Origin of the sequence: Mumia xiangluensis (assembly GCF_010994095.1) — a bacterium.
GTDB classification, from domain to species: Bacteria; Actinomycetota; Actinomycetes; order Propionibacteriales; family Nocardioidaceae; genus Mumia; species Mumia xiangluensis.
In genome coordinates this window covers 315,006-337,208 of the sequence record NZ_WJYO01000006.1, presented here as the reverse complement: position 1 = coordinate 337,208, position 22,203 = coordinate 315,006, and the positions used below count along the sequence as shown (strand labels likewise).

General features: G+C 69.1%; 23 protein-coding genes and 1 riboswitch. Of the genes, 13 read left to right on the top strand and 10 right to left on the bottom strand.

What is annotated here, in order from left to right; genetic code table 11:
* Positions 1-5 precede the first annotated feature (5 nt).
* The 4 genes from GH747_RS19340 to GH747_RS19325 all read left to right on the top strand — a co-directional run bounded on the left by GH747_RS19340 (position 6) and on the right by GH747_RS19325 (position 3,734).
* Entirely contained in the window at positions 6-941 is a 936-nt protein-coding gene (locus tag GH747_RS19340; protein ID WP_149771255.1) for a PAC2 family protein, read from the top strand.
* A 73-nt stretch (positions 942-1,014) separates the two neighbouring features.
* Positions 1,015-1,893 (top strand): acyl-CoA thioesterase, encoded by an 879-nt coding sequence (locus tag GH747_RS19335; RefSeq protein ID WP_149771254.1) that lies wholly within the window; start codon positions 1,015-1,017, stop codon positions 1,891-1,893.
* A 497-nt stretch (positions 1,894-2,390) separates the two neighbouring features.
* Complete coding sequence (locus GH747_RS19330) at positions 2,391-2,936, top strand: hypothetical protein (RefSeq protein ID WP_149771253.1); 546 nt, start codon at positions 2,391-2,393, stop codon at positions 2,934-2,936.
* Positions 2,937-2,945: 9 nt separating this feature from the next.
* Positions 2,946-3,734, top strand: coding sequence for a hypothetical protein (locus GH747_RS19325; RefSeq protein ID WP_149771252.1), 789 nt, complete (start codon positions 2,946-2,948; stop codon positions 3,732-3,734).
* A gap of 531 nt (positions 3,735-4,265) precedes the next feature.
* On the opposite strand, the gene GH747_RS19320 is transcribed toward GH747_RS19325, so the two are convergent.
* The gene (locus tag GH747_RS19320) at positions 4,266-5,156 is read right to left on the bottom strand and encodes a MaoC family dehydratase (RefSeq protein WP_149771251.1); all 891 of its coding nucleotides are present in this window, start codon (positions 5,154-5,156) and stop codon (positions 4,266-4,268) included.
* 1 nt (position 5,157) lies between these two features.
* Complete coding sequence (locus GH747_RS19315) at positions 5,158-6,501, bottom strand: 3-oxoacyl-ACP reductase (protein ID WP_149771250.1); 1,344 nt, start codon at positions 6,499-6,501, stop codon at positions 5,158-5,160.
* Positions 6,502-6,642: 141 nt separating this feature from the next.
* Between GH747_RS19315 and GH747_RS19310 the strand changes: the two genes are divergently transcribed.
* Positions 6,643-7,962, top strand: coding sequence for an acetyl-CoA C-acetyltransferase (locus GH747_RS19310; protein WP_149771249.1), 1,320 nt, complete (start codon positions 6,643-6,645; stop codon positions 7,960-7,962).
* A gap of 6 nt (positions 7,963-7,968) precedes the next feature.
* Here GH747_RS19310 and GH747_RS19305 read toward each other — a convergent pair whose 3' ends face one another.
* Complete coding sequence (locus GH747_RS19305; RefSeq protein ID WP_149771248.1) at positions 7,969-8,688, bottom strand: TetR/AcrR family transcriptional regulator; 720 nt, start codon at positions 8,686-8,688, stop codon at positions 7,969-7,971.
* A 98-nt stretch (positions 8,689-8,786) separates the two neighbouring features.
* Between GH747_RS19305 and GH747_RS19300 the strand changes: the two genes are divergently transcribed.
* Together GH747_RS19300 and uvrB are read left to right on the top strand one after the other, a co-directional pair.
* A complete protein-coding gene (locus GH747_RS19300; protein ID WP_149771247.1) occupies positions 8,787-9,458 on the top strand; it encodes a hypothetical protein in 672 nt (223 codons plus the stop codon).
* A 10-nt stretch (positions 9,459-9,468) separates the two neighbouring features.
* On the top strand, positions 9,469-11,577 hold the full coding sequence (gene uvrB / locus GH747_RS19295; protein ID WP_149771246.1) for an excinuclease ABC subunit UvrB: 2,109 nt from the start codon (positions 9,469-9,471) through the stop codon (positions 11,575-11,577).
* Positions 11,578-11,591: 14 nt separating this feature from the next.
* Here the strand turns inward: uvrB and map are convergent, their stop codons facing one another.
* Positions 11,592-12,371 (bottom strand): type I methionyl aminopeptidase, encoded by a 780-nt coding sequence (gene map / locus GH747_RS19290; RefSeq protein ID WP_149771245.1) that lies wholly within the window; start codon positions 12,369-12,371, stop codon positions 11,592-11,594.
* Positions 12,372-12,436: 65 nt separating this feature from the next.
* Between map and GH747_RS19285 the strand changes: the two genes are divergently transcribed.
* Entirely contained in the window at positions 12,437-12,679 is a 243-nt protein-coding gene (locus GH747_RS19285; protein ID WP_149771244.1) for a helix-turn-helix domain-containing protein, read from the top strand.
* Here GH747_RS19285 and GH747_RS19280 read toward each other — a convergent pair.
* The gene (locus tag GH747_RS19280) at positions 12,669-13,736 is read right to left on the bottom strand and encodes a hypothetical protein (protein ID WP_149771243.1); all 1,068 of its coding nucleotides are present in this window, start codon (positions 13,734-13,736) and stop codon (positions 12,669-12,671) included. The two genes, GH747_RS19285 and GH747_RS19280, sit on opposite strands and share 11 nt — an antisense overlap.
* A 214-nt stretch (positions 13,737-13,950) precedes the next feature.
* Here GH747_RS19280 and GH747_RS19275 point away from each other — a divergent pair, with 214 nt between their 5' ends.
* The gene (locus GH747_RS19275) at positions 13,951-14,964 is read left to right on the top strand and encodes a TerC family protein (RefSeq protein WP_149771242.1); all 1,014 of its coding nucleotides are present in this window, start codon (positions 13,951-13,953) and stop codon (positions 14,962-14,964) included.
* Between the two features lie 99 nt (positions 14,965-15,063).
* Here the strand turns inward: GH747_RS19275 and GH747_RS19270 are convergent, their stop codons facing one another.
* Positions 15,064-15,849, bottom strand: coding sequence for a hypothetical protein (locus GH747_RS19270; protein WP_149771241.1), 786 nt, complete (start codon positions 15,847-15,849; stop codon positions 15,064-15,066).
* A 531-nt stretch (positions 15,850-16,380) separates the two neighbouring features.
* Positions 16,381-16,543, top strand: a riboswitch (cyclic di-AMP (ydaO/yuaA leader).
* A 1-nt stretch (position 16,544) separates the two neighbouring features.
* Here GH747_RS19270 and GH747_RS19265 point away from each other — a divergent pair.
* Positions 16,545-17,006 (top strand): transglycosylase family protein, encoded by a 462-nt coding sequence (locus GH747_RS19265; protein ID WP_149771240.1) that lies wholly within the window; start codon positions 16,545-16,547, stop codon positions 17,004-17,006.
* Positions 17,007-17,058: 52 nt separating this feature from the next.
* Here GH747_RS19265 and GH747_RS19260 read toward each other — a convergent pair whose 3' ends face one another.
* Entirely contained in the window at positions 17,059-18,468 is a 1,410-nt protein-coding gene (locus GH747_RS19260) for an APC family permease (protein WP_149771239.1), read from the bottom strand.
* A gap of 110 nt (positions 18,469-18,578) precedes the next feature.
* On the opposite strand from GH747_RS19260, the gene GH747_RS19255 reads away from it, so the two are divergent.
* Positions 18,579-18,836, top strand: coding sequence for a hypothetical protein (locus GH747_RS19255; RefSeq protein ID WP_149771238.1), 258 nt, complete (start codon positions 18,579-18,581; stop codon positions 18,834-18,836).
* 27 nt (positions 18,837-18,863) lie between these two features.
* Here GH747_RS19255 and GH747_RS19250 read toward each other — a convergent pair whose 3' ends face one another.
* Positions 18,864-19,772: a LysR family transcriptional regulator gene (locus GH747_RS19250; RefSeq protein WP_149771237.1), complete on the bottom strand. Its 909-nt coding sequence runs from the start codon at positions 19,770-19,772 to the stop codon at positions 18,864-18,866.
* Positions 19,773-19,914: 142 nt separating this feature from the next.
* Between GH747_RS19250 and GH747_RS19245 the strand changes: the two genes are divergently transcribed.
* Together GH747_RS19245 and GH747_RS19235 are read left to right on the top strand one after the other, a co-directional pair.
* On the top strand, positions 19,915-20,391 hold the full coding sequence (locus tag GH747_RS19245) for a CBU_0592 family membrane protein (protein ID WP_149771236.1): 477 nt from the start codon (positions 19,915-19,917) through the stop codon (positions 20,389-20,391).
* Positions 20,392-20,549: 158 nt separating this feature from the next.
* Positions 20,550-20,765: a hypothetical protein gene (locus GH747_RS19235; protein ID WP_149771235.1), complete on the top strand. Its 216-nt coding sequence runs from the start codon at positions 20,550-20,552 to the stop codon at positions 20,763-20,765.
* A gap of 29 nt (positions 20,766-20,794) precedes the next feature.
* Here the strand turns inward: GH747_RS19235 and GH747_RS19230 are convergent, their stop codons facing one another.
* Positions 20,795-21,448, bottom strand: coding sequence for an MBL fold metallo-hydrolase (locus GH747_RS19230; RefSeq protein WP_149771234.1), 654 nt, complete (start codon positions 21,446-21,448; stop codon positions 20,795-20,797).
* A gap of 34 nt (positions 21,449-21,482) precedes the next feature.
* The gene (locus GH747_RS19225) at positions 21,483-22,181 is read right to left on the bottom strand and encodes a maleylpyruvate isomerase family mycothiol-dependent enzyme (protein ID WP_149771233.1); all 699 of its coding nucleotides are present in this window, start codon (positions 22,179-22,181) and stop codon (positions 21,483-21,485) included.
* Positions 22,182-22,203: the final 22 nt, after the last annotated feature.

The following is a 22,203-nucleotide window of genomic DNA, read 5'->3' as shown; positions in this document are numbered from 1 at the left end:
TCGTGATGCGGAGGTTCTTTGCTCGGCTGAGGCCAGGGCGCAGCGAGGCCGGGGTGTTCGACCAGATCCCCGACGGCGTACGCCCCTCCCTGCTGTTCGCGTTCGACGGCTTCCTCAACGCCGGGTCCGCCCCGCGGCTCGCGGTGGAGCACCTCCAGTCGCGCGACGAGGGTGAGGTCGTCCACGAGTTCGACCTCGACGACTACTTCGACTACCGGGCTCGCCGGCCTCCGATGGTCTTCGACCGCGACCGGTACGCCGAGTACGACCGCCCCTCCCTCGAGCTGCGCGCCCACCACGACGACAACGGCGCCCCGTACCTGGTGCTGAGCGGCCCCGAGCCGGACTTCCGGTGGGAGCAGTTCGCCGAGGAGGTCCACGAGATCGTCGAGGAGTACGGCGTCGAGCTCGTGATCGGTCTGGGCGCCGTCCCCATGGGCGTCCCGCACACGCGCCCGTCGGTCATCACCAACCACGCCAGCCGTCGTGAGCTGCTCGATCGCAAGAACCTCTTCCGCGCCCAGGTGGTCGTGCCCGCCAGCATCCACTCGGTCCTCGAGATCCGGCTGGGGGAGTGGGGGCACGACTCGGTCGGCTACGTCGCCCACGTCCCGCAGTACGTCGCGCAGGTCGAGTACCCGAGCGCGTCCGTCGCGCTGCTGGAGGCCGTGGCCGGCCGTACGGGGCTGCACTTCGACCTGGAGGAGCTGCGGCTCCAGCAGGCCGAGACGGTCGCCGACATCCACAAGCAGGTCGAGGAGCAGGACGGCGGCGACGTGCTGGCCAACCTGGAGCGCCAGTACGACCAGATGACGCGTTCGGCCGTCGAGCCGCCGCTGGTCGCCGACGAGTCCGAGCTGCCGACCGGTGACGAGATCGGGTCCCAGTTCGAGGAGTTCCTCGCGCAGCTCGACCGCAAGGAGCCGGGCGCCGGCGAGTAGCCCCCGTCACATCGCGGCGACCCCTGCGCGGTGGTCCGGCACGGCACGCACGGTGCGTGAGACGATGGCGTCCGTGCCGGCAACCATCGAACAGCTCGTTGACCTTCTCGACCTGGAGCGGTTGGAGGAGGACCTCTATCGCGGTACGCACCCCGAGGGCAGCACGCTGACGCGTGTGTTCGGCGGGCAGGTCGCGGCGCAGGCGCTGATGGCCGCCTCGCGGAGCGTCCCGGAGGACCGTCCGGTCCACTCGCTCCACGTCTACTTCCTGCTCGGCGGCGACCCGAGCGTCCCGATCATCTATGACGTCGAGCGGATCCGTGACGGCGGCTCGTTCTCGACCCGTCGCGTGTCGGCGCGCCAGCACGGCAAGGTCATCTTCTACATGACGGCCTCGTTCCACCGGATCGAGGACGGCTTCGAGCACCAGAACGCGATGCCGGAGGTCCCTCCGGTCGACGCGTCCCCGGCGCTGTCGGAGGTTCTCGGCTACGTCGACGAGCGTGCCGCGGCGCACTGGCGCAAGGAGTGGTCGGCGCTCGACGTCCGGTACGTCGGCGACAACCGCGACGCTGACGATCCCGCACGCACGCTGATGCCGGCGATCCAGCGCCTGTGGCTCCGCGCCGGGGGAGAGCTGCCCGCCGATCCGGTGCTCAACGCCTGCGTGCTGACCTACATCAGCGACCTGACGCTGCTGGGCAGCTCGCTCGTCCCGCACGGCCTGACGATCGGCTCCCCGCGGATCCAGCCGGCGTCGCTGGACCACGCGATGTGGTTCCACCGTCCGGTGCGGGCCGACCACTGGATGCTGTACGACCAGGCGTCACCGTCGGCGATCGGCGCGCGCGGCTTCACGACCGCGAACATCTTCGCCGAGGACGGCTCGCTGGTCGCGTCTGTCGCGCAGGAGGGGCTGATCCGCCCCGTGAAGCCTCGCCCGCAGGCCTGACGCCGCCACCCGCGCCGAGCTGGCAGTTCATCGCGTTCTGCCAGTTCGCACCTTCCACCAGGTGCTTGATGTCGTAGCTGCCGATCGCGGTTGCTTGATCGGGCTGATGTTCTCGCCGAGCCAGTCGGTCAGGACGTCCCCAGAGGACCTGCCGCTCGACGAGATGGTCCCTTCCGCTCGCTGCTCGACATGTCCCTCGTGCGGGAGCGCCCCGTCGCCGTATGACGAAGGCAAAGTGCTCAGGGCACCAACTGGGATGTCTGTATGACGTTCGAGCGTTCTCGTTGCTTCGTCCGTGGCCGCTCAATACCTTGTGTCTGTCGCCCCCTACGACTCCCCACGAGATAACGAGGCAAAGGAATGCCCAACAACTATCGTCTGGGACAGGCGGTGCGGGCGGCGGCTAAGCCTCTTGTCTTGCTCTGGACTGGAGCACTTGTCTGGCTGGGTTCGCCCTGGCGTCGGCACCGGCGGCATTCGCCGCCCCCTCGCCGGACATGATCATTCCGACGGGTACCGCGAACGTCACGTGCGCGCAGGGCCAGGACGCGCTTCTGTCCTGCCAGACCGACAACTCGGCACTCACCTACTACATGGACAGCGGCGGCGAGTACGAGCTTGAGGCGCCCGACCGTGCGGACGTGCAGACGGCGATGTCGCAATACAACGCCACCGACTTGAGCGTCAGCTACGACGCCTCACCCACCTTCTCGGGCAGCGCCGAGACCGACGTCGTGTACCAGGAAGGGTCGACCGGGATGAGTGCCGGCACGATCGGCATGACCTGGTGCAACGACCCCAGTGACAATTACGCGTACCGCTGCGACCAGCAGTACGTGCGGATTCGCGGCAACGGCAATATCACCCCAATCAGTGCTGGCCACGAGACCGGCCACGCGGTCGGGCTCCTTCACGGGCCCTTCGCGTATCCGTCCCAGACGGTGTGTGCTTCCGTGATGGGCATCATGCGCTCTGCCGCGACCTGCTCGGACTCTGCGGCGCTCGGTTCGACGGTCATCGCCAACATCAACGCGATCTACTAGGAGCCACCGATGAACCTGTCGAAGAACACCCGACGCGCCATCCCGCCGGCGCTAGTGGCGGCCGCTTCGGTGATCGCCCTTGGTCTCGCCCAGCACAGTGCGGCTGAGCAGTCGATTGCGAGCCCGCGCGCAAACTCCGATGGACCTGTCATTCTGTCGGCCATGGAGTACTACCCGTCCTCCAGCCTTGCGGATTGGGCAGCTGGCGCTGAATACCTCGTGAGCGCGTTCGTCACCTCTGAGGCCACCCAGAATGTTCCGCCGCTGGACGGCGAGGGTGACTCGCAGCTCATCGGCCGCGACATCACGATCGACACTGCAGAAGTGCTGTGGCGCGCGGATGACTCGACGCACCCCGCACCGAGTACCTTTACCATGCCGGTCACCGGATGGGTCGACCAGAGCGGGAAGCTTGTCGAGGCTGCACCGGACAATGGGCCTCGTCTGGAGGTCGGGCACGAGTACGTTCTCGCACTGACCTGGTATGACGCGCAGTGCGGTGAGGACGGCAACTCCCCGGCAGGCTGGGGTGCGGTCGGCAGCGAGGGCGCCGTGCCAGCCGATGGCGGCGTCGTCGGAGAAGGCGAGTTCGAGGGCGTCGCGGTCGACCCCGAGGCTGCCGTCGCGGCAGTGACAGTCGCAAGCCAGGAGGCGAGCGGTGTTGCGCCTCAGGTCGTCGCCGAGTTTAGTGGCGACACGCCGGCGGCAATCGCCCAGAAGATCGACGACGTGACGCCGACCGTTCTCAACGAGAACGCCGAGAAGATGGAATCTGAAGCTTCCTGCTCAGCCGACTAGCAAGTACCAACCAAGGGTGGCTCTCACTCAACGCGACAACGCGTCGAGTGAGAGCACCCATCACTCCCGTCTGTCGCGGGTCATTTGCGCCGAAGCCTTGGCTGGCTCGCGGTGACCAGCCGGACCCGGTCAGGACCCGCGCGCCACAAAGTCGACGAAAGTCTCGTTTCACGCCGCCCCGGTCTCGGCAGCGGCTACGCGGCGGAGCACTCTGACGGAAGCACCAAGTGTCTGCCGGCGCTGGCCAGTCGTACGGTTCGTCGAGCCTCCGGGACGGCGTCGGCAGATACCAGTTCGAGCAGGTGGCGGCCCCTCGGCAACGACGTGGGTAACAGCACGGTCGGGCAAGTCCTCATGGCTCCCGGGCGCATCGCCGATGGCGAGATGATCGCGCAGGATCGGTGCTTCATCTGAGCACCGATCCTGCACGATCAAGCGTGGGTCGGCTGGCTGGCTGGCTGGGTGGCGGCGTCGTTCTCGCGCCCTGAGTTGCGCAGGCCTGAGCGGCCACCATCCGCGCCGTACGTCGGCTCAGGCGGGTACGACGCGCCCGACGAGGTGCGTCGGTGCGGGCTTGTCGCCCCGTGCGTGTCCCGTGACGCCGAACAGCTGGCGGTCGCCTTCGACGACGTGGCCGAACGTGACCTCGGCCGGGAGCAGGATCGGGCGCCGGAACTCGGCGTCGACCGTGTAGGCGCCAGGGAGACGGTTCTCGATCGCCGCCAGGGCCCGCGCCTTGGTCCACATGCCGTGCGCGATCTGCCGCGGGAAGCCGAAGGCCTTGGCCGACAGTCGCGACAGGTGGATCGGGTTGCGATCACCCGACACCGCGCCGTAGCGGCGCCCGAGCCCGGCATCGAGCGACCACGTGGCCGTCCCCGCCGGCGCCTCGACGTCGTCGAGCGGCGCACGCTGCGCCTCGGCAGCCCCACCGCCGCCACGCCGGAAGAGCGTCATCGTCTCCTCCCACACGGTCTCGGCCCCGACCCGGGCGACGCTGACGATGTCGATCAGCCTGCCCTTCGGGTGCTCCCGCAGGTGTGTCGCCTGGACGGAGACGGCGTACGACTCGGTGACCGCGATCGGCCGGTGCTGCGTGATGCTGTTGCGCAGGTGGACCAGACCCATCGGCGCGAACGGGAACGCCGTGTCGGTCATGAGGGTCATCTGCAGGCCGAACGCGGCCATGTGCGGGTAGGTGACGGGCAGCGTGTCGCGGATGCTGAACCCGCACACCGTGGCGTACGCCGCCAGATCGGCGAGGTCGGTCGTGACACCGGCGCGCACGAGCGTCACGTCGGGCACCGACCCCGGAACGTGGCGTACGCCGGGAAGGTTGCCGACCACCGGGATCGCCGGGAGTGCGGCACGCAGGTAGAGCGGGAGGGTGGCAGGCGCCCGCTCGAACTGGCGAACCGTCACGTCAGGCTCCCAGCAGGCTCTGGCCGCACACCCGGACGACGTTGCCCGAGACGGCTCCCGAGCCGGGGTTCGCGTACCAGGCGATGGTCTCCGCGACGTCGATCGGCTGGCCCCCTTGCGAGAGCGAGTTCATCCGGCGACCGGCCTCGCGGATCGTGAGCGGGATCGTCTTGACCATGTCGGTCTCGATGAAGCCCGGTGCGACGGCGTTGATGGTGATGCCGTCGGCTGCGACCCGAGGCGCGAGCTCGGCGACCCAGCCGATCACGCCGGCCTTCGAGGCAGCGTAGTTCGTCTGGCCGTTGTTGCCCGCGATGCCGGCGATCGACGAGACGCCCAGGATCGTGCCGCCGCTGTGGATCAGCTTCTGGTCGAGGAGCTCGGCGGTGATCCGCTGCGGAGCGTCGACGTTGATCTCGACGACCTTGTGCCAGTTCTCGGTCGCCATGTTGCGCAGCCGCTTGTCGCGCGTGATCCCAGCGTTGTGGACGACCACATCGACGCCGCCGTGGTGCTCGGACAGGTACGCGGCGATCCGCTGTGGCGCGTCCGGGGCGGTGATGTCCAGGACGATCGCCTCACCGTCGAGAGCTGCCATCTCGCGCTCGAGGTCGTCGGCGAGGGGTGCGACGTCGAGGCCGACGACGGTCGCGCCGTCGCGCTTGAGCGTCTGAGCCATCGCGAGGCCGAGCCCGCGCGAGGCACCCGTGACGAGCGCGACCTTGCCCACAAGCGGCGCAGCGACGTCGAAGGCGGGGGCGTCGGTGATGCCTGCCGTGCCGATCCGGACGACCTGGCCGCTGACGTACGCGGACTTCGGCGACAGCAGGAACCCGAGGGTGGACGCGATCGCGTCCTCGGCGCCGCCGGCGACGTAGACGGACTGAGCGGTGGAGCCGTTGCCGAGCTCCTTGCCGAGGGAGCGTGAGATGCCTTCGAGGGCTCGCTGGGCGATGGCGCGGCCGGCGGTGTCGGCGTGCTCGGGCGGTGTGCCGAGGAGCACGACGCGGGCACAGCGGCCGAGGCTGCGCAGGACCGGGGTGAGGAACTCCTGGATGCGGTCGAGGTCGCCGGCGGAGTCGAGGCCGGTCGCGTCGAACACGACTCCCTTGATCTTCTCGCCCTCCGCGAGCGCGTCGGTCGAGGCGATCGAGAGTGCGGCCAGGGCGTCGGCGACAGCGGTGCCGAGCGTGCTTCCGGGTGCAGCGCCGACGAGGATGGTGCCTGACACGAGCGGGTCACCCGCGTTGTAGCGCTCGAGGCGCGGGGGGTTGGGCAGACCCAGGGTCTTCACCAAGAACTTGCCGACCGACGTGTGGACGAGGTCTTGGTAGCGGTCGCTCATGTCGTGTGTCCTGCCTCTCGAATACCCTTGGTATCTGGAATTGAGGTCTACCGTAACCTAGAGTTACATCGCCGGTACAGGGACTCGCCGTCCCCTCCCGCAAGTGTGGCCCACGCAACGACGTCCTCCCGAGGAGACCCCATGGCAACCACCAAGCGCTCAGCATCGACGTCCGCGGGTCGCGGCACGGCGCCGCGCCGCGTCGCGGTGATCGGCGGCAACCGGATCCCCTTCGCGCGGTCCAACACCGTCTACTCGCACGCGTCGAACCAGGACATGCTGACGGCAGCGCTCGACGGGCTGGTCGATCGGTACGACCTGGCGGGGGAGCGTGTGGGCGAGTTCGCCGCCGGCGCCGTCCTCAAGCACAGCCGCGACTTCAACCTTGCACGGGAGACGGTCCTCGGCTCGAAGCTCGACCCGACGACGCCGGCGTACGACGTCCAGCAGGCCTGCGACACCGGCATCCAGGCCGCGATCCTCGTCGCCAACAAGATCGCCCTCGGCAAGATCGACGTCGGCATCGCCGGCGGCTCCGACACGACCTCCGACGCTCCGATCGCCGTGGGCGAGGGGCTGCGCAAGGCGCTGCTCGAGGCGAACCGCGCGAAGTCGCTGAAGGGTCGCGTCGCTGCGCTGGCGAAGATCCGCCCGTCCGACCTCGCTCCGTCGATCCCGCAGAACTCCGAGCCGCGCACCGGCCTCTCCATGGGGGAGAGCCAGGCGCTGACCACGGTCGAGTGGGGCATCAGCCGCGAGGACCAGGACCAGCTCGCCGTCGAGTCGCACCACAAGCTCGCCGCGGCGTACGACCGTGGCTTCCTCGACGACATGCTGACGCCCTACCTCGGGCTCGACCGCGACCAGAACCTGCGCGGTGACTCGTCCGTCGAGAAGCTCGCAACGCTCAAGCCGGTGTTCGGCAAGGGTGAGGGCGCCACGATGACGGCCGCCAACTCCACGCCGCTGACCGACGGTGCGTCGACGGTGCTGCTCGCCTCGGAGGACTACGCGAAGAAGAAGGGCTGGGAGCCCCTCGCGTACCTCACCGAGTACGAGACGGCTGCCGTGGACTACGTCAGCGGCAGCGAGGGCCTCCTCATGGCTCCCGCGTACGCGATGCCACGCATGCTGGAGCGCGCGGGGCTCACGCTGCAGGACTTCGACTTCTACGAGATCCACGAGGCGTTCGCGTCGCAGGTCCTCAGCACCCTCAAGGCATGGGAAGACCCGATCTTCTGCAAGGAGCGCCTCGGGCTCGACGCTCCTCTCGGCTCGATCGACCGCAGCAAGCTCAACGTGGCCGGCTCGTCGCTCGCGGCCGGTCACCCCTTCGCGGCCACCGGCGGACGCATCGTCGCGACGCTCGCCAAGCTGCTCGCCGAGAAGGGCTCCGGTCGCGGTGTCATCTCGATCTGCGCCGCAGGGGGTCAGGGCGTGACGGCCATCCTCGAGCGCTGACGCGCCTCAGGGGCGGTCGTCGACGTCGTCGGCGACCGCCATCGCGTGCACCGCACGGATCGTGTGCCGCTTGACGGCCTCCCACGGGACCCGGCGTACGGCGGGCACCCCGGGCGCGCCCTCGCTGACCAGCAGCTGGTTGCGGGCGAACTGAAGAGCGCCCAGCGACTGCGTGTAGAGCATGTTGGCGAGCATGAACGGGTCGTCGACGTGGAACTCGCCGGTCTTGTTGCCGTCCTCCAGCACGTGGGCGAGCGCGCCGAGCGGCCCGAGCATGCCGCGTCCGAGCCGGATCATGGCTCCCTCGGAGACGCTCTCGAACAGCTCCTCGGCCGACTTGCTCAGCAGATCGAGGGCGCAGTCGACGAACGCGGGGTACTCGTGGCCACGGTCCAGGAAGGCCTCCGCGACGCTCGTGAGCCGCTGCGGCGTGGGAGCCGACTCGTCGTCGGCGGCGCGCATGACCTCGGCGATCTCGTCGAGATAACCGATGAGCGTCACCGCGAAGAGCTCCTCCTTGCCGGAGAAGTGGCGGTAGATGATCGCGCGGTTGATCCCGACCGCCTGGGCGATGTCCTCGATCTGGGCGTCTCGGACGCCGACGGTGTCGAACAGCGTGCGCGTCGCACGGATGATCTCGTCCTCGCGTGCGCGGCGCCGGGCGGCGGTGGCCCGCGCTCCCCGGAGCGTACGTGGTTCGGCTGCTTCCGCGTTCTCTTCTCCCACATGCGAAGTCTAGGGCTTCAGTGCGTTTTCCAGGGGAGCGACACCACATACCGGGGCACTTCGAGCGGGTACGGTAGGCGCACGCGGCGGATATCGTCGTGAGAGAGCGGCGGGAGACCGGGATGCGTACGACGGTGTGGCTGGCCGCGGTCGTGATGGTGCTGGGCCTGTACTCGGCCCCCGCCGCGGCGACGAGCTGCGCGCAGACGGATGCCGCCGAGCAGCTGGATCGCTCCGACGCCGTCTTCGTCGGGACGCCGACCTCGAGCGCGGCCGACGAGGACACGGTCGTCGTCGCGGTCACCGACGTCTACAAGGGCGAGGTCCCGAGCACGGTGCCGGTCCAGGTGGAGCCGGACATGGACGTGCAGCCGTGGGCGTTCGAGGAGGACCAGCAGTACGTCTTCTTCGCCCGGGGCGCAGACGACGGTGCGTTGACGACCAGCGTGTGCAGCGGCACGGGACCGGTGGACGACGCGGTGCTCACCGAGCTGGAGGCGGCGTCCAGCGACCGCGCCGCGTACCGCCCGACAGGTCCGTCCCCGACGCCGACCGCAGCCGTGCCGACGCCGGTGGAGGAGTCAGCCGCCGGCGGGGTCACTGCGGGTTCCGGCGACGACGTGGTGGTCGACGGCAGCAGCGAGGACGTGAACGCGATCTCTCCCGTGCTCGTCGGCGTCGTCATCCTCGCGCTGGTGAGCCTGGTCGTGCTCGCTCCGGCGTACCGGCGCCGCCGCTCGCGGAAGGACTCTGTCACACCGACGCCGTAGTCTCGGTGTCATGCGTTCTGTCAAGGATCTCCAGCGCCAGGTCGCGCCGCTGCGGGTGGTCTCGGACTTCGAGCCCAGCGGCGACCAGCCGCAGGCGATCAAGCAGCTCACCGAGCGCGTGCAGCGCGGCGACACCGACACGGTCCTGCTCGGCGCCACCGGCACGGGCAAGACAGCGACGGTGGCCTGGCTCGCGGAGCAGGTTCAGCGTCCGATCCTCGTGATGCAGCCCAACAAGACGCTGGCCGCGCAGTTCGCCAACGAGCTGAGGCACCTGTTCCCCGACAACGCCATCGAATACTTCGTCTCGTACTACGACTACTACCAGCCCGAGGCGTACGTCCCCCAGACCGACACCTACATCGAGAAGGACTCCTCGATCAACGAGGAGGTCGAGCGTCTGCGCCACTCCGCGACCTGGAACCTCCTCACCCGCCGTGACGTGATCGTGGTCGCCACCGTCTCGTGCATCTACGGCCTCGGTTCCGCCGAGGAATACATGAACCGCATGATCCACCTCCAGGTCGGCTCGGAGATGGACCGCGACAAGCTGCTCCGCACGCTGGTGACCGCCCAGTACGCCCGCAACGACCTGGCCGCGACACGCGGGACGTTCCGGGTGCGCGGCGACACGCTGGAGATCTTCCCGGTCTACCAGGAGCTGGCGGTGCGGGTGGAGTTCTTCGGCGACGAGATCGAGCGCCTGATGACGCTGCACCCGCTCACCGGCGAGGTGCTGAGCGACGAGCAGGAGCTGTACGTCGGCGCGGCCACGCACTACACCGTCGGTCCGGAGAAGCTCGAGACGGCGGTGCAGGGGATCGAGCGGGAGCTCGAGGAGCGGCTCGGCGAGCTCGAGCGTCAGGGCAAGCTGCTCGAGGCTCAGCGCCTACGGATGCGCACGACGTACGACGTGGAGATGATCCGCCAGGTCGGCACCTGCTCCGGCATCGAGAACTACTCGCTGCACATGGACGGGCGGCTGCCCGGCTCTGCGCCCAACTGCCTCCTCGACTACTTCCCCGAGGACTTCCTCCTCGTCGTCGACGAGTCGCACGTGACGATCCCGCAGATCGGCGGCATGTACGAGGGCGACATGTCACGCAAGCGCACGCTCGTCGAGCACGGCTTCCGGCTCCCGAGCGCGATGGACAACCGCCCGCTCAAGTGGGAGGAGTTCCTGCAGCGCATCGGCCAGACCGTCTACCTGTCGGCCACCCCCGGCCCGTACGAGATGTCCAAGGTCGAGGACGAGAGCGACATCGTCCAGCAGATCATCCGGCCGACCGGCCTGGTGGATCCCGAGGTCATCGTGAAGCCGACCAAGGGGCAGATCGACGACCTGATCGACCTGATCAGGGGCCGCGTCGAGCGCAACGAGCGCGTCCTGGTCACCACCCTGACCAAGAAGATGGCCGAGGACCTCACCGACTACCTCCTCGAGGCCGGCATCCGGACCCGCTACCTCCACAGCGAGGTCGACACGCTGCGACGGGTCGAGCTGCTGAGCGAGCTGCGGATGGGTGAGTACGACGTCCTGGTCGGCATCAACCTGCTCCGCGAGGGTCTCGACCTGCCCGAGGTGAGCCTGGTCGCGATCCTCGACGCCGACAAGGAGGGGTTCCTGCGCTCGGGCCGCTCCCTGATCCAGACGATCGGGCGTGCTGCCCGCAACGTGTCGGGCCAGGTCGTGATGTACGCAGACTCGGTCACCCCGTCGATGGAGCAGGCGATCGACGAGACCAACCGACGGCGCGCGATCCAGATCGCGTACAACACCGAGCACGGCATCAACCCGACGCCGCTGCGCAAGAAGATCGCCGACATCACCGACATGCTGGCCAGGGAGGACGCCGACCTCGAGCAGCTCGTCGGCTCCGGCCGGGCGCAGTCGCGCGGCAAGTCGCCGGTTCCGCTGGTGGGTGCGTCCGGCGACGGCACGCACGTCGACACGTCGACGATGGCGGCGTCCGAGCTGGCGGTGCTGATCCAGGACCTCAACACCCAGATGCACGCCGCGGCCGAGGAGCTGCAGTTCGAGGTGGCGGCGCGACTGCGCGACGAGATCGGCGAGCTCAAGAAGGAGCTCCGCCAGATGCAGGCGGCCGGAGCCGGCTAGACCCGGCTGCGGCCTCAGCGGTCCTGCGTCGGCAGGGTGAGGATCTCGGCCCCGTCCTCGGTGATCGCGATCGTGTGCTCGCTGTGCGCCGTCCGGCAACCCGTGGCGCTCCGCAGCGTCCATCCGTCGGCGTCCGTGACGAGCTCGTCCGTGTCCTCCATGACCCACGGCTCGAGGGCGAGCAGCAGGCCGGGGCGCAGCTTGTAGCCGCGGCCGGGTCGCCCGGTGTTCGAGATGTGCGGGTCCTGGTGCATCGTCGACCCGATGCCGTGACCCCCGAACTCGGTGTTGATCGGGTAGCCCGCCTCGCTGAGGACCGACCCGATCGCGTACGAGAGGTCGCCGGTCCGCGCACCTGGCCCGGCGGCGGCGATCCCTGCGCGCAGGGCGCGCTGGGTGGCGTCGATCAGCGCGAGGCTCTCCGGGGCCGGCGACTCACCCACGACGAAGCTGATCGCCGAGTCTGCGGCGACCCCACCCTGGGAGACGGCGAGGTCCAGCGTCAGAAGGTCGCCGTCCGCGAGCGCATAGTCGTACGGCAGGCCGTGGAGCACGGCATCGTTGACGGCCGTGCACACGTAGTGGCCGAACGGACCGCTACCGAAGGACGGTGCGTAGTCGACGTAGCAGGACTCCGCGCCGGCGTCGGCGATCATCGTCTGCGTCCACCGATCGATGTCCAGGAGGTTGGTGCCGACCGTGGCGCGGCTCTTGAGCGCCTGCAGGATGTCAGCGACCAGGGCGCCCGTGACGCGTGCCTGGGCCAGCTTGGCGGGATTCAGGATCTCGATCATGCGACGCTTTCCTCACTCGACCAATAACTATCCCGGCCATGGTATCCCGGTATTAGAATCGGGCCATGGTCCGGTTGCCGCACACTCCCGCCGAGGTCGAGCGCGGCCAGCGACTCGGTGCCCTGCTCCGTCGCGCCAGGGGCGAGCGCTCCATGCTTGAGACCGCGCTCGACGCACGAGTCTCGCCGGAGACCCTTCGCAAGATCGAGTCGGGCCGCGTCGCGACTCCCGCGTTCCCGACGATCGCGGCGATCGCCGACGTCCTCGACCTCTCGCTCGACGCGGTGTGGGCCGAGATCAACCGCTAGGCCACGCGTCGGCGTCGACGGCGTACACCCACCGCATCCCCGGCCACTCCGTGACCGTCCAGAGCTGACGCCGCTGCGGCCATGCCGCGATGTCCTCGCAGCCGGAGGGCAGCACTCGCTTGTGCCGTCGGAACGCGCCGGGCGCCCCGACGAGGAGGTCGCCCGGGTTGCCGCGGCCCTGGCTCGTCGTGACGTACCAGGTCCCGTCCAGGACGGTCGCTCCCTGCATGCGTGCGGCCTGGTCGGCGTGGAGCTCGTGGGGCGTCGCGTGTCCGCCGGCGTCACGGCGGGGGAGATTCGTCTCGGGGTCCAGCGCGTAGCGCCACAACCGTTGCGTCTTGCCCACGCCTCCGTACTCGCCGGCCACGAGGGCGGGTGCCGAGGGCGAGTCGGGGAGGCCGTGTGCGAGCGAGAGGAACGAGTAGCGGACCCGACTCCCGGCGTCGCGTCCGCGGGACCTCAGGCGCGTGTACACGGGGAGCACCATGTCGTAGTCGAGCCGTCCAGCCACGCCTGTTCGTCGGTGCGGCGGGAGCTGAAGCAGGTCCTCGATCCGGAACACGTAGACGCCGGCGCGGGTGGCGGCGACGTACAGGTAGGGGCCGTACCAGGCGATGCCGCCCGCGTGGATCGGCACGGGGAGGAGGCGGACCCCCCACGGCGTACGGAATGGCCGGACCAGCAGCACGTGCCGGTAGCGAAGCGTCGCGAGGTCAACGAACGTGAGACGTGCGCCGTTGCGGATGAGGCCCTGGTGGTGCGATCCCTGGTGGGCGTACCAGCTGACGACGACGACGTCGCGACCGCTCGCGGCGGCCGGGGTCGCATCGGCGGAGGTGGTGACGCCCTGGGGATACCAGACCTCGGTATCGACGTCGTGCGGCTCCCACGTGAACCCGGACACGGCGGCGCGGCCAGGGACGTCGGCCTCGCGGGCACGGAGCACGGCGGTGTCGAGAAGCGTCGCGACGTCGGTGCGGGTGCCGCGTCCGATCAAGGCGCCGCGCGCCGAGGTGCTCGATGGGCTGTCGACCAGCCGAAGGTGCTTCACCGCCACCTCGAGAGCATCTCGCGTGCAGGAGTCATGTGCACGCTCTGGCAGAATGGCGCGCGGAGGGGAGTATTCCTTTCGTCGACCTGTCGTCATCACGGCCGATGTGGCCCGGCGCGTCGAGTCGTGCCAGGCGTCGTCCGCCTGCTCGGCGGAAGAGACCTCCGGCTCAGACACCCGATCCGACCGGAGGACTCAACTTAATGAAGGACGCAACCGCATGAACGTCACCCCCCTCGAGTGGTGGATCACGATCGGCGTCACCGTCGCCGTGCTCCTGTTCGACATCGTCGTGATCGCCCGCAGGCCCCACGAGCCCTCGATGAAGGAGGCCGGCCTCGCCCTCTCGGTCTACGTCGGGCTGGCCATCGCCTTCGGCGTGTGGGTCGCGAGCTTCCACGGCGGTCAGTACGGGCTCGAGTTCTTCACCGGCTGGCTCACCGAGTACAGCCTCTCGGTGGACAACCTGTTCATCTTCATCATCATCATGGCGAGCTTCAAGGTGCCGAGGGTGTACCAGCAGGAAGCCCTGATGATCGGCATCATCCTGGCGCTGGTCTTCCGAGCGATCTTCATCGGACTCGGCGCCGCAGCGATCAACAACTTCAGCTGGGTCTTCTACATCTTTGGCCTGTTCCTCGTCTACACGGCGTACGGGTTGGTCAAGAGCTATCGCAACCACGACGACGAGGAAGCGGGTGACAACGCGGTCGTACGCTTCGCCGAGCGCCACTTCAGCGTCACCGACGAGTTCCACGGCATGAAGATGGCCATCCGCATCGACGGCAAGCGGTTCCTGACGCCGATGTTCCTGGTGATCCTGGCGCTGGGCAGCACGGACCTGCTCTTCGCCCTCGACTCGATCCCGGCGATCTACGGCATCACCAAGGAGCCGTACCTGGTCCTGACGGCGAACATCTTCGCACTCATGGGTCTGCGCCAGCTGTACTTCCTGCTCGGCGGCCTGCTCCAGCGCCTGGTCTACCTGTCGCTCGGCCTGTCGGTGATCCTCGCGTTCATCGGCATCAAGCTGACCCTGCACGCGCTCCACACGAACGAGCTGCCGTTCATCAACAATGGTGAGCACGTGGACGTCCCGGAGATCCCGACGCTGATGAGCCTCGCAGTCATCATCGTCGTGCTCGGCGTCACGGCGGTCGCGAGTCTCTGGAAGACGCGCAACCAGCCGGAACCCCAGCGCCCGGACGAGGCGGAGGACATCCCGCAGTCCTGACCCGCACCCCACGGCGGTGAGCTGGGTCCGACCCGAGGCGACTCCACCCGTACGGCGGTGAGCTGGGTCCTACCCGAGGCGATCTCGGTGGGACCAGGCTCACCGCCGTCGTGCGTGGGCGCCCTCGACAGGAGCGATGAGGTCACGCCATCGTCGGCCGAACGACGGCGCCGGTCCGTCGTACCCGCACGCGACCAGCTTCTGGTGGACGAGCATCACCATCGCTCGAGGGTTCGCAAACCGTGCGTTCGTGACCTGGACGTAGGTGACGTGATGGTCGCGGAAGCGTTCGTACCGGCTGATGTCCACATTGAACTGGTGCTCGTCCTCGGCGTGCTGGCGTCCCTCGTACTCGATGACCAGCATCCAGCGGCGATAGAGGAGATCGACGCAGCCCAGCATCCTGCCCCCGACCTCGAGCTCGACGTTGACCTCCGGTGCAGGGAGTCCCGCAGCAACGAGGTACGCGCGCACCTTGGACTCCCGAGGTGAGCGCGCTCGCGGGTTCAGCTGCGGAAGGATCGCACGTGCTCGTGCCGCACCGGGCCGCCACCCGTCAGACGTTGCCAGGTCGGCGATCTCCGCGATCCGCGCGTGGCCGTTGCGGACGAGCCAGTCCCCAGCGGCGATGAGGTCGATCGTCCGCTCCTCCGCGCAGCAGCCGAGGAACGCGGCGGCAGGCGTGACGCCGACGTCGTCGACCGGCGGGACCAGCTTCGTACGGTGCACCAGGACGCCGTCCAGCGCCACATGGTGGTCATCGGGAACGACGAAGCAGATCGGCCGTAGGGGAAGGCCGTCATAGCCCAGGAGTCGGAGCCGCGCGCCATCGGTGACCTTCGCGTACGACGGCGCGGCGAGCGCAGCCGCGGTGATGAGGTCCACGTCGGACAGCGAATGGTCGACGTGGACCCACACTCTTGGGTGGAGGCGCTGGAACCGTTTGCCCAGGAGCGCCTTCGATGAGAGGCCGGCGCTTGTCGCTCGCTCGCGGGTGAAGGGGCCGTGCATGAGGGACTCGGGGATCGGTGTGGGTGTGGGCACGTCGTCATGACACGCCAGGAGCGCCCTCGCTCGCGGGCAGCTCGGCGTCGCCCTGTGGATAGCGGTGCGGGCGGCGTGCATGTGGACCGACCGGGGGGCGGGGCTGGCACGGCAGCGGCAGCCGTACGGTGCGCGCGCGGTGGTCGTACGGCGTGCGCGGTTGTCGTACGGCGCGCGGTGTGGTCGTGCCGCGCGGTGAGCCTGGTCCCACCATCGCCCCGCGCCGTGGGACCAGGTTCACCGCCGGCGCTGATGTGTAAAAGACGTTCTGCGTCGCGGTGGGCTTGATGTCTTGTTTGTGTCGGTTAGTCTGACTGGGATCTTGCTCGACGCCGAGTCCCGCCCACGAGCGAGATCTACCCCGGAGGGCCGGTCACGGGGCCGGCGAACCACGAGCAACAAACGGGCGGGAGTGGGGAACCCATATCCGGAGCCTCGGCTCCTTGGGGTGAAGCCATGCCGTGCACCATGCGGCAGGCCGGGCACCTTCGGCCCGAACCCGACAGCTAACCCCTCAGGCGTTGTGAAGGAACACCATGAACAACGTCCTGGGTGCCGCCAAGCGCGGCGCCGCAATCACGCTCGCCCTCGCGGGGCTCGTCGCCGGGCTGCTGGTCTTCACCAGCGCGCCGGCCAGCGCAGCCAAGGACAAGACCTGGGAGCGCCTCGCGCAGTGCGAGGCCGGCGGTCGCTGGAAGATCAACACCGGGAACGGCTACCACGGTGGCCTTCAGTTCAACCCGGGCACCTGGCGCGCGTACGGCGGCAAGAAGTACGCGCCGTACGCCTACAAGGCGAAGCGTCGCCAGCAGATCGCCGTCGCCGAGAAGGTCCTCAAGAGCCAGGGCTGGGGAGCGTGGCCCGGCTGCTCCCGCAAGCTCGGCCTCGGCACGAAGCACAAGCGTGAGAAGTGGCAGGGGTTCGCGAAGAGCGACCGCTACGCCAAGCAGGGCGCAGTCGGCTTCTTCCCCCGCTGGTGGCGCAAGAAGTTCTGGTGACCAGCGTTCTGGCGATCCGTCGCTGACGTACCGCTTGAGGGCCCCGTCGATCTCACTCGAGGTCGGCGGGGTCCTTCACGTAGGTGCGTTCGCCGAAGAACGCCCGGTTGACCACCCAGGTGATCACCCAGAGCACGACGCCGACGCCCAGCATCAGGCCCGCGACCTCGTACTGCTCGACGTCGCGGCCCGACAGCGGGGTCACGAGGTACAGCGACGTGATCCCCGCGATCACCGGGAGGATCGTCGGCGCGACGAAGTGGTCGCTGTCGACGTGGTCGCGCCGCAGCACGAGCACGGCGACGTTGACGAGGGTGAACACCCCGAGCAGCAGCAGCGCGGTGGTGCCGCCGAGAGTGGTGACTGCGTCGTCGCTGGCGTTGAACACGTACGTGATGAGCCCCAGTGCGAGCAGCGTGGTGAAGAGGATGGCCACCCACGGCGTCTGGCTGCGCCTGCCGACGTGCGCGAGCGGGGCGGGGAGGACGTGCTGCTTCGCCATGCCGTACAGCAGCCGGCTCGCCATCAGCATGTTGATCAGCGCGGTGTTGGCGACGGCGAACATCGTGATGAACGGGTAGATCTCGTCGATCGGGAGGTCGGGCGCGCCGATCTCCACGACCGTGAGCAGTGGCGTCTCGCTGGCGGCGAGCTCGCCGACGGGGACCAGCGCCACCGCGGTGATGGACACGAGCACGTAGATCAGGCCGGTGATCGACAAGCCGGTCAGCATGATCCGGGGGAACGTCGAGACCGGGTCCTTGGTCTCCTCCGCCATGTTGACCGAGTCCTCGAAGCCGACCATCGCGAAGAACGCGAGGGATGTCGCCGTCGTCACCGCGAGGAACACGTTCTTGTCGTCAGGCGTGTCGAACGCGACCACCCGCGAGAAGTCGGCGTTGCCCTGCGTCATGGCCCAGAGGCCGACGAACAGCACGAGCATGAGGCCGGTCAGCTCGACGAGGGTCAGGACCACGTTCGTCAGGATGCCGTGGGCGACGCCGCGCAGGTTGACCAGCGCGAGCACGACCATGAACAGCAGCGCGACGACAAGGATGCCGTTGTCGCCCAAGTCGAGCCCGAAACCCTGGTCGAGGCTGCGCGAGAAGACCCGCGACGCCGTCGACGCCGAGGTGATGCCGGACGACAGGACCGCGAAGGCGACCAGGAACGTCAGGAAGTGGATCCCGAACGCCTTGTGCGTGTAGAGCGCGGCGCCTGCGGCCTGGGGGTACTTCGTGACGAGCTCGAGGTACGAGAACGCGGTCAGCGTGGCGATGGCGAACGCGAGGAGGAACGGCAGCCATGCTGCGCCTCCGACCTCGCCGGCGACCTGACCGGTGAGGGCGTAGACGCCGGTCCCGAGGATGTCACCGACGATGAAGAGCAGGAGCAGCTTCGGGGTGAGGAAGCGCCTCAGCTCGGGAGGGCCGTCGGGGTCCGTTCTCGCGCTGTCGGTCATGGTGCCCCTCTCGTCGGCGTACCCACCACTGTCCCGCCGCACGCTGCACGCTGCAATACGGAACAAGGCATGGGTCGAACAGGTGTTCGATCACGGCTTATCCTGTGCGCGTGGGCACGAACAGACGGTACGGCAGCGACGAGCGCTCCGTCGCCCCCTCCGGAGCGAGCGGTGGTGTCCGGCACGTGTGGGTGCAGCTCAGTCGCTACGAGACCGATGCGTACCCGGGACTCGTCATCGAGTGGCGCCGCGAGTCGCAGGGTTGGGTCGCGCGGGTGGCGTTCGTCCCGGGTACGGCGGGGGAGGGGACCCTGGTCGAGCAGTGGGTGTCTGCCACGAAGCTCCGACCGGCGAGTCCGCAGGGCTGACGCGGGCGCAGTCAGGTGCCACTCGCGCTAGAGCAGCTCGGCCTGTGCGGCGGCGGCCAGCAGCGCGTCGAGGACGGCCGACACGGCGGGTCCTGGCTCGCGCCGGTTCTGGCGGTGGCGGGCGACGACGCGGCGCGACCCCAGGCCCGGCAGGGGGACGACCTCCACGCCCGACGGTGCGCCGTCCTTCAGCGCCAGCGCGGGCACCAGCGCGACGCCTTCGCCAGCGGCCACCAGGGCGTACGCCGCTTCGAAGCTCATGAACTGGTGCACCGTCCGCAGCCCGCCACCGAGCGTGGTTGCGAGGCGTTCGAGTGCACGAGCGGCGGCCGTCTGGCGCTCGGCGCCGAGCCAGGGCGCGTCGGCGAGGTCGCCGGCCTGTGCGGGTGTGGGGAAGGCGGTGGGGATGACGACGCGCCACGGCTCGTCGAGCAGGATCACGTCGTGCATGCCGCGTGGCGTCGTGGTCGGCGCGTCCTCATCCTGCTCGAGGAGGACGAGGTCCAGGTCGCCGGCGCGCAGGAGACGCAGTGCGTCGTCCGGCTCGTGCTCGGCGACCGTGAGCTCGATGCCGGGGAAGCCCTCGCGGACGGTCCCGAGCGCGGGCCCGACGACCGCCTGGATGGACGTCTGGAACGCCCCGAGGGCGACACGGCCGGAGACTTCGTCGCCCATCGTCGCGAGCGTCTTGCGAGCCTCCACGAGCTCGGCCTCGATGCGTTCGGCCGTCTCCGCCAGCACCCGTCCCTCCGGAGTGAGCGTGACCCCGCGCGGACCGCGTACGAGGACGTCGAGACCTTCCTCTGACTCGAGGCGGGCGATCTGCTGGGAGACCGCCGACGGTGTGACCTTCAACTCATCCGCGGCCGCCAGGATGCCGCCGGTGCGGTAGACGGCAAGGAGGAACGCGAGCCTGCGGGGGTCGATCGCTGCCATTCAGTAAGTCTAAATGCCGGATCAAGAAAGGGTCGATTGTGCTTAAGCCCCTCCGCACGCACACTGGGACATGTCGCCGCTCGTGGCCCAGGCCCGGTGGAGACACCTCCCTCATCCATGCACGACCCTCTCGGAGCTGCACATGTTCTCGGTCGCCGACTTCGTCACCGGCCTCGGCTGGTTCGGCGCTGTCGCGGGTGCCGCCGCGTACCTTCTCGTCACCCGCGGACGCTGGAGCGCGTCCTCGGCGCGCTACCAGAGCGCGAACCTGCTGGGCGCCGGCCTGATGGGCGGCGTCGCGGCGTTCAACGGAGTGTGGCCCTCTGCGGCAGCGAACCTGATCTGGGTCTTCATCGGAGGCCAGGCGCTGTGGATGATCGTCGCCAAGAAGCGGGGTGCCGTCGGCCCCGCCGCCGACCAGGTCTCGGTCGTCGATCTCGAGCCCCGCGAGGATGCCGCCGTCGTGGCAGCCACGGCGTCGGCGCCGGCCTCGGCCACCCCCCTCGCGTACGAGGCACACGTCCTCGACGAGGTCTGGGAGGAGCGCGACCCGACGCTGCAGATGACCGTCGACGAGCTCGTGTCGCTCACCGGTCGCAGGGTCCCCGCCGCCGCCTGACCGAACAGCGCGCGTCAGCTCCCCACCCTCGAGCTCGCCACTCCGCCAAGTGGGGCCGATAGAACCAGGTCTCGTCGGGGAGTCGGCCGAAGACCTTCGCCTCCACGTCGTTGATCAGGCTCACGAAGTCGTCGTGCGACCAGGGCTAGGCTCGGGCGATGGAGTGGTTTCCGTCCAAACCCACTATCGGGCAGGCCGTGTTCGGGACCTTGATGCTGTGCGCGCTCGCAGCTGTACCGCTGTACTGGTCGATCGATGAACCAGATCGAGGCAACCAAGTCTTCCTCTGGGTGTTCGGGTGCCTTGCCGGTGCGCTCGCCATCGTGAGGGCTGGAGTGGTTGTCCACCTCATGCTTGAACGACGGCGGCGCTGACGGGACCCGGTGCGTCCAGACGGATCGGGTCACCACCCTCGAGCTCGCCACTCCGCCAAGTGGGGCCGCTCGGCACCGAGCGTGGAGTCGTCGCCGTGGCCGGGATAGAACCACGTCTCGTCCGGCAGCCGGTCGAAGATCTTGGACTCCACGTCGTCGATGAGGCTGGCGAAGTCGTCGTGCGACCAGGTCTTGCCGACGCCGCCGGGGAAGAGCGAGTCGCCGGTGAACAGGTGCGGCATGCCCTCCGGGTCGTCGTACAGGAGCGCGATCGACCCGGGAGTGTGCCCGACGAGGTGGATGACCTCGAGCCGGGAGCGTCCGACCGCGACCTCGTCTCCGCCGACGAGCGCCGTGTCGACCGGCGCCCCGATCGCCTCGGCATCGTCGGCGCCCGCGAGCGTACGCGCGCCCGTCGCCTCGACGACCGCCGCGAGCGCCTGCCAGTGGTCGCCGTGACCGTGGGTGGTGACGACGGCGGCGAGACCGGCGTCCCCGATCACCTCGATCAGCGTCTCGGCATCGTTGGCGGCATCGACGAGGACCTGCTCGTCGGTGTGGCGGCAGCGCAGGACGTACGCGTTGTTGCTCATCGGCCCGACGGCGACCTTGGTGATGATGAGGTCCGCGAGCTCGTGGACGTCGGGCGTCCCGCCGACGGTGACCTTGCCGGTGTACGACATCGTGCTTCCTCCTGGAATCGCGTACGGCGCTGGCTCAGCGCCACGGTCCGAGCTCGGGCAGGTCGCCCGTCGTGGTCAGGGAGTCGCCGACGCGCCCGCGGGTGACCCAGGCGAGCAGGTCGGCCTGCGTGCCCGAGACCGTGCGTCCTCCGCCGTCGCCGACGCCGAAGCCCGAGTCGATCGCCCGCAGCGCCAGCGGCTCGCCGGCGCGGTCGGCGAGGCCGCCGGCGGCGTCGTGCAGGGCCAGGGAGACCCATCCGCCGGGCCACTGCTCGGGCTCGTACCCGAGGGCGAGGTCGTAGTGGTGGAGGATCACCTCGCCGGCGCGCAGCATCGGGATCCACGACCCGGGGATCTCGCGCCCGGGCCGGTGGGTGACGACGCGGGCCCAGGCCTCCTCCGGCAGCCGTCGCGCGGTGACGATCCAGCGGACGGACGCCTCGGTGAGGTCGTCGAGGAGGGCGTCGGCGCTGCGGTGCGCCCCCGCCTCGATGTCGGCGTCACGTGCGTCTCGCGAGGCGTACGCCGGTGTCTCCTCGCCGGTCTCCGCCCAGTGGAACAGGTTGCCGAGGGCGTCGGCATTGCGGGCGAGATGGGTGACGACGTGGCCGCGCGTCCAGCCGGGCAGCAGGCTCGGGGCGCGCATGTCTGCGTCGTCGAGCGCGTCGAGGGCCAGGAGCAGCTCGCCCGTGCGCGAGTCCACGAGGTCGATCACGTCGTTCGGCGTCGCCATGGGGCCAGCCTGTCAGATTCGC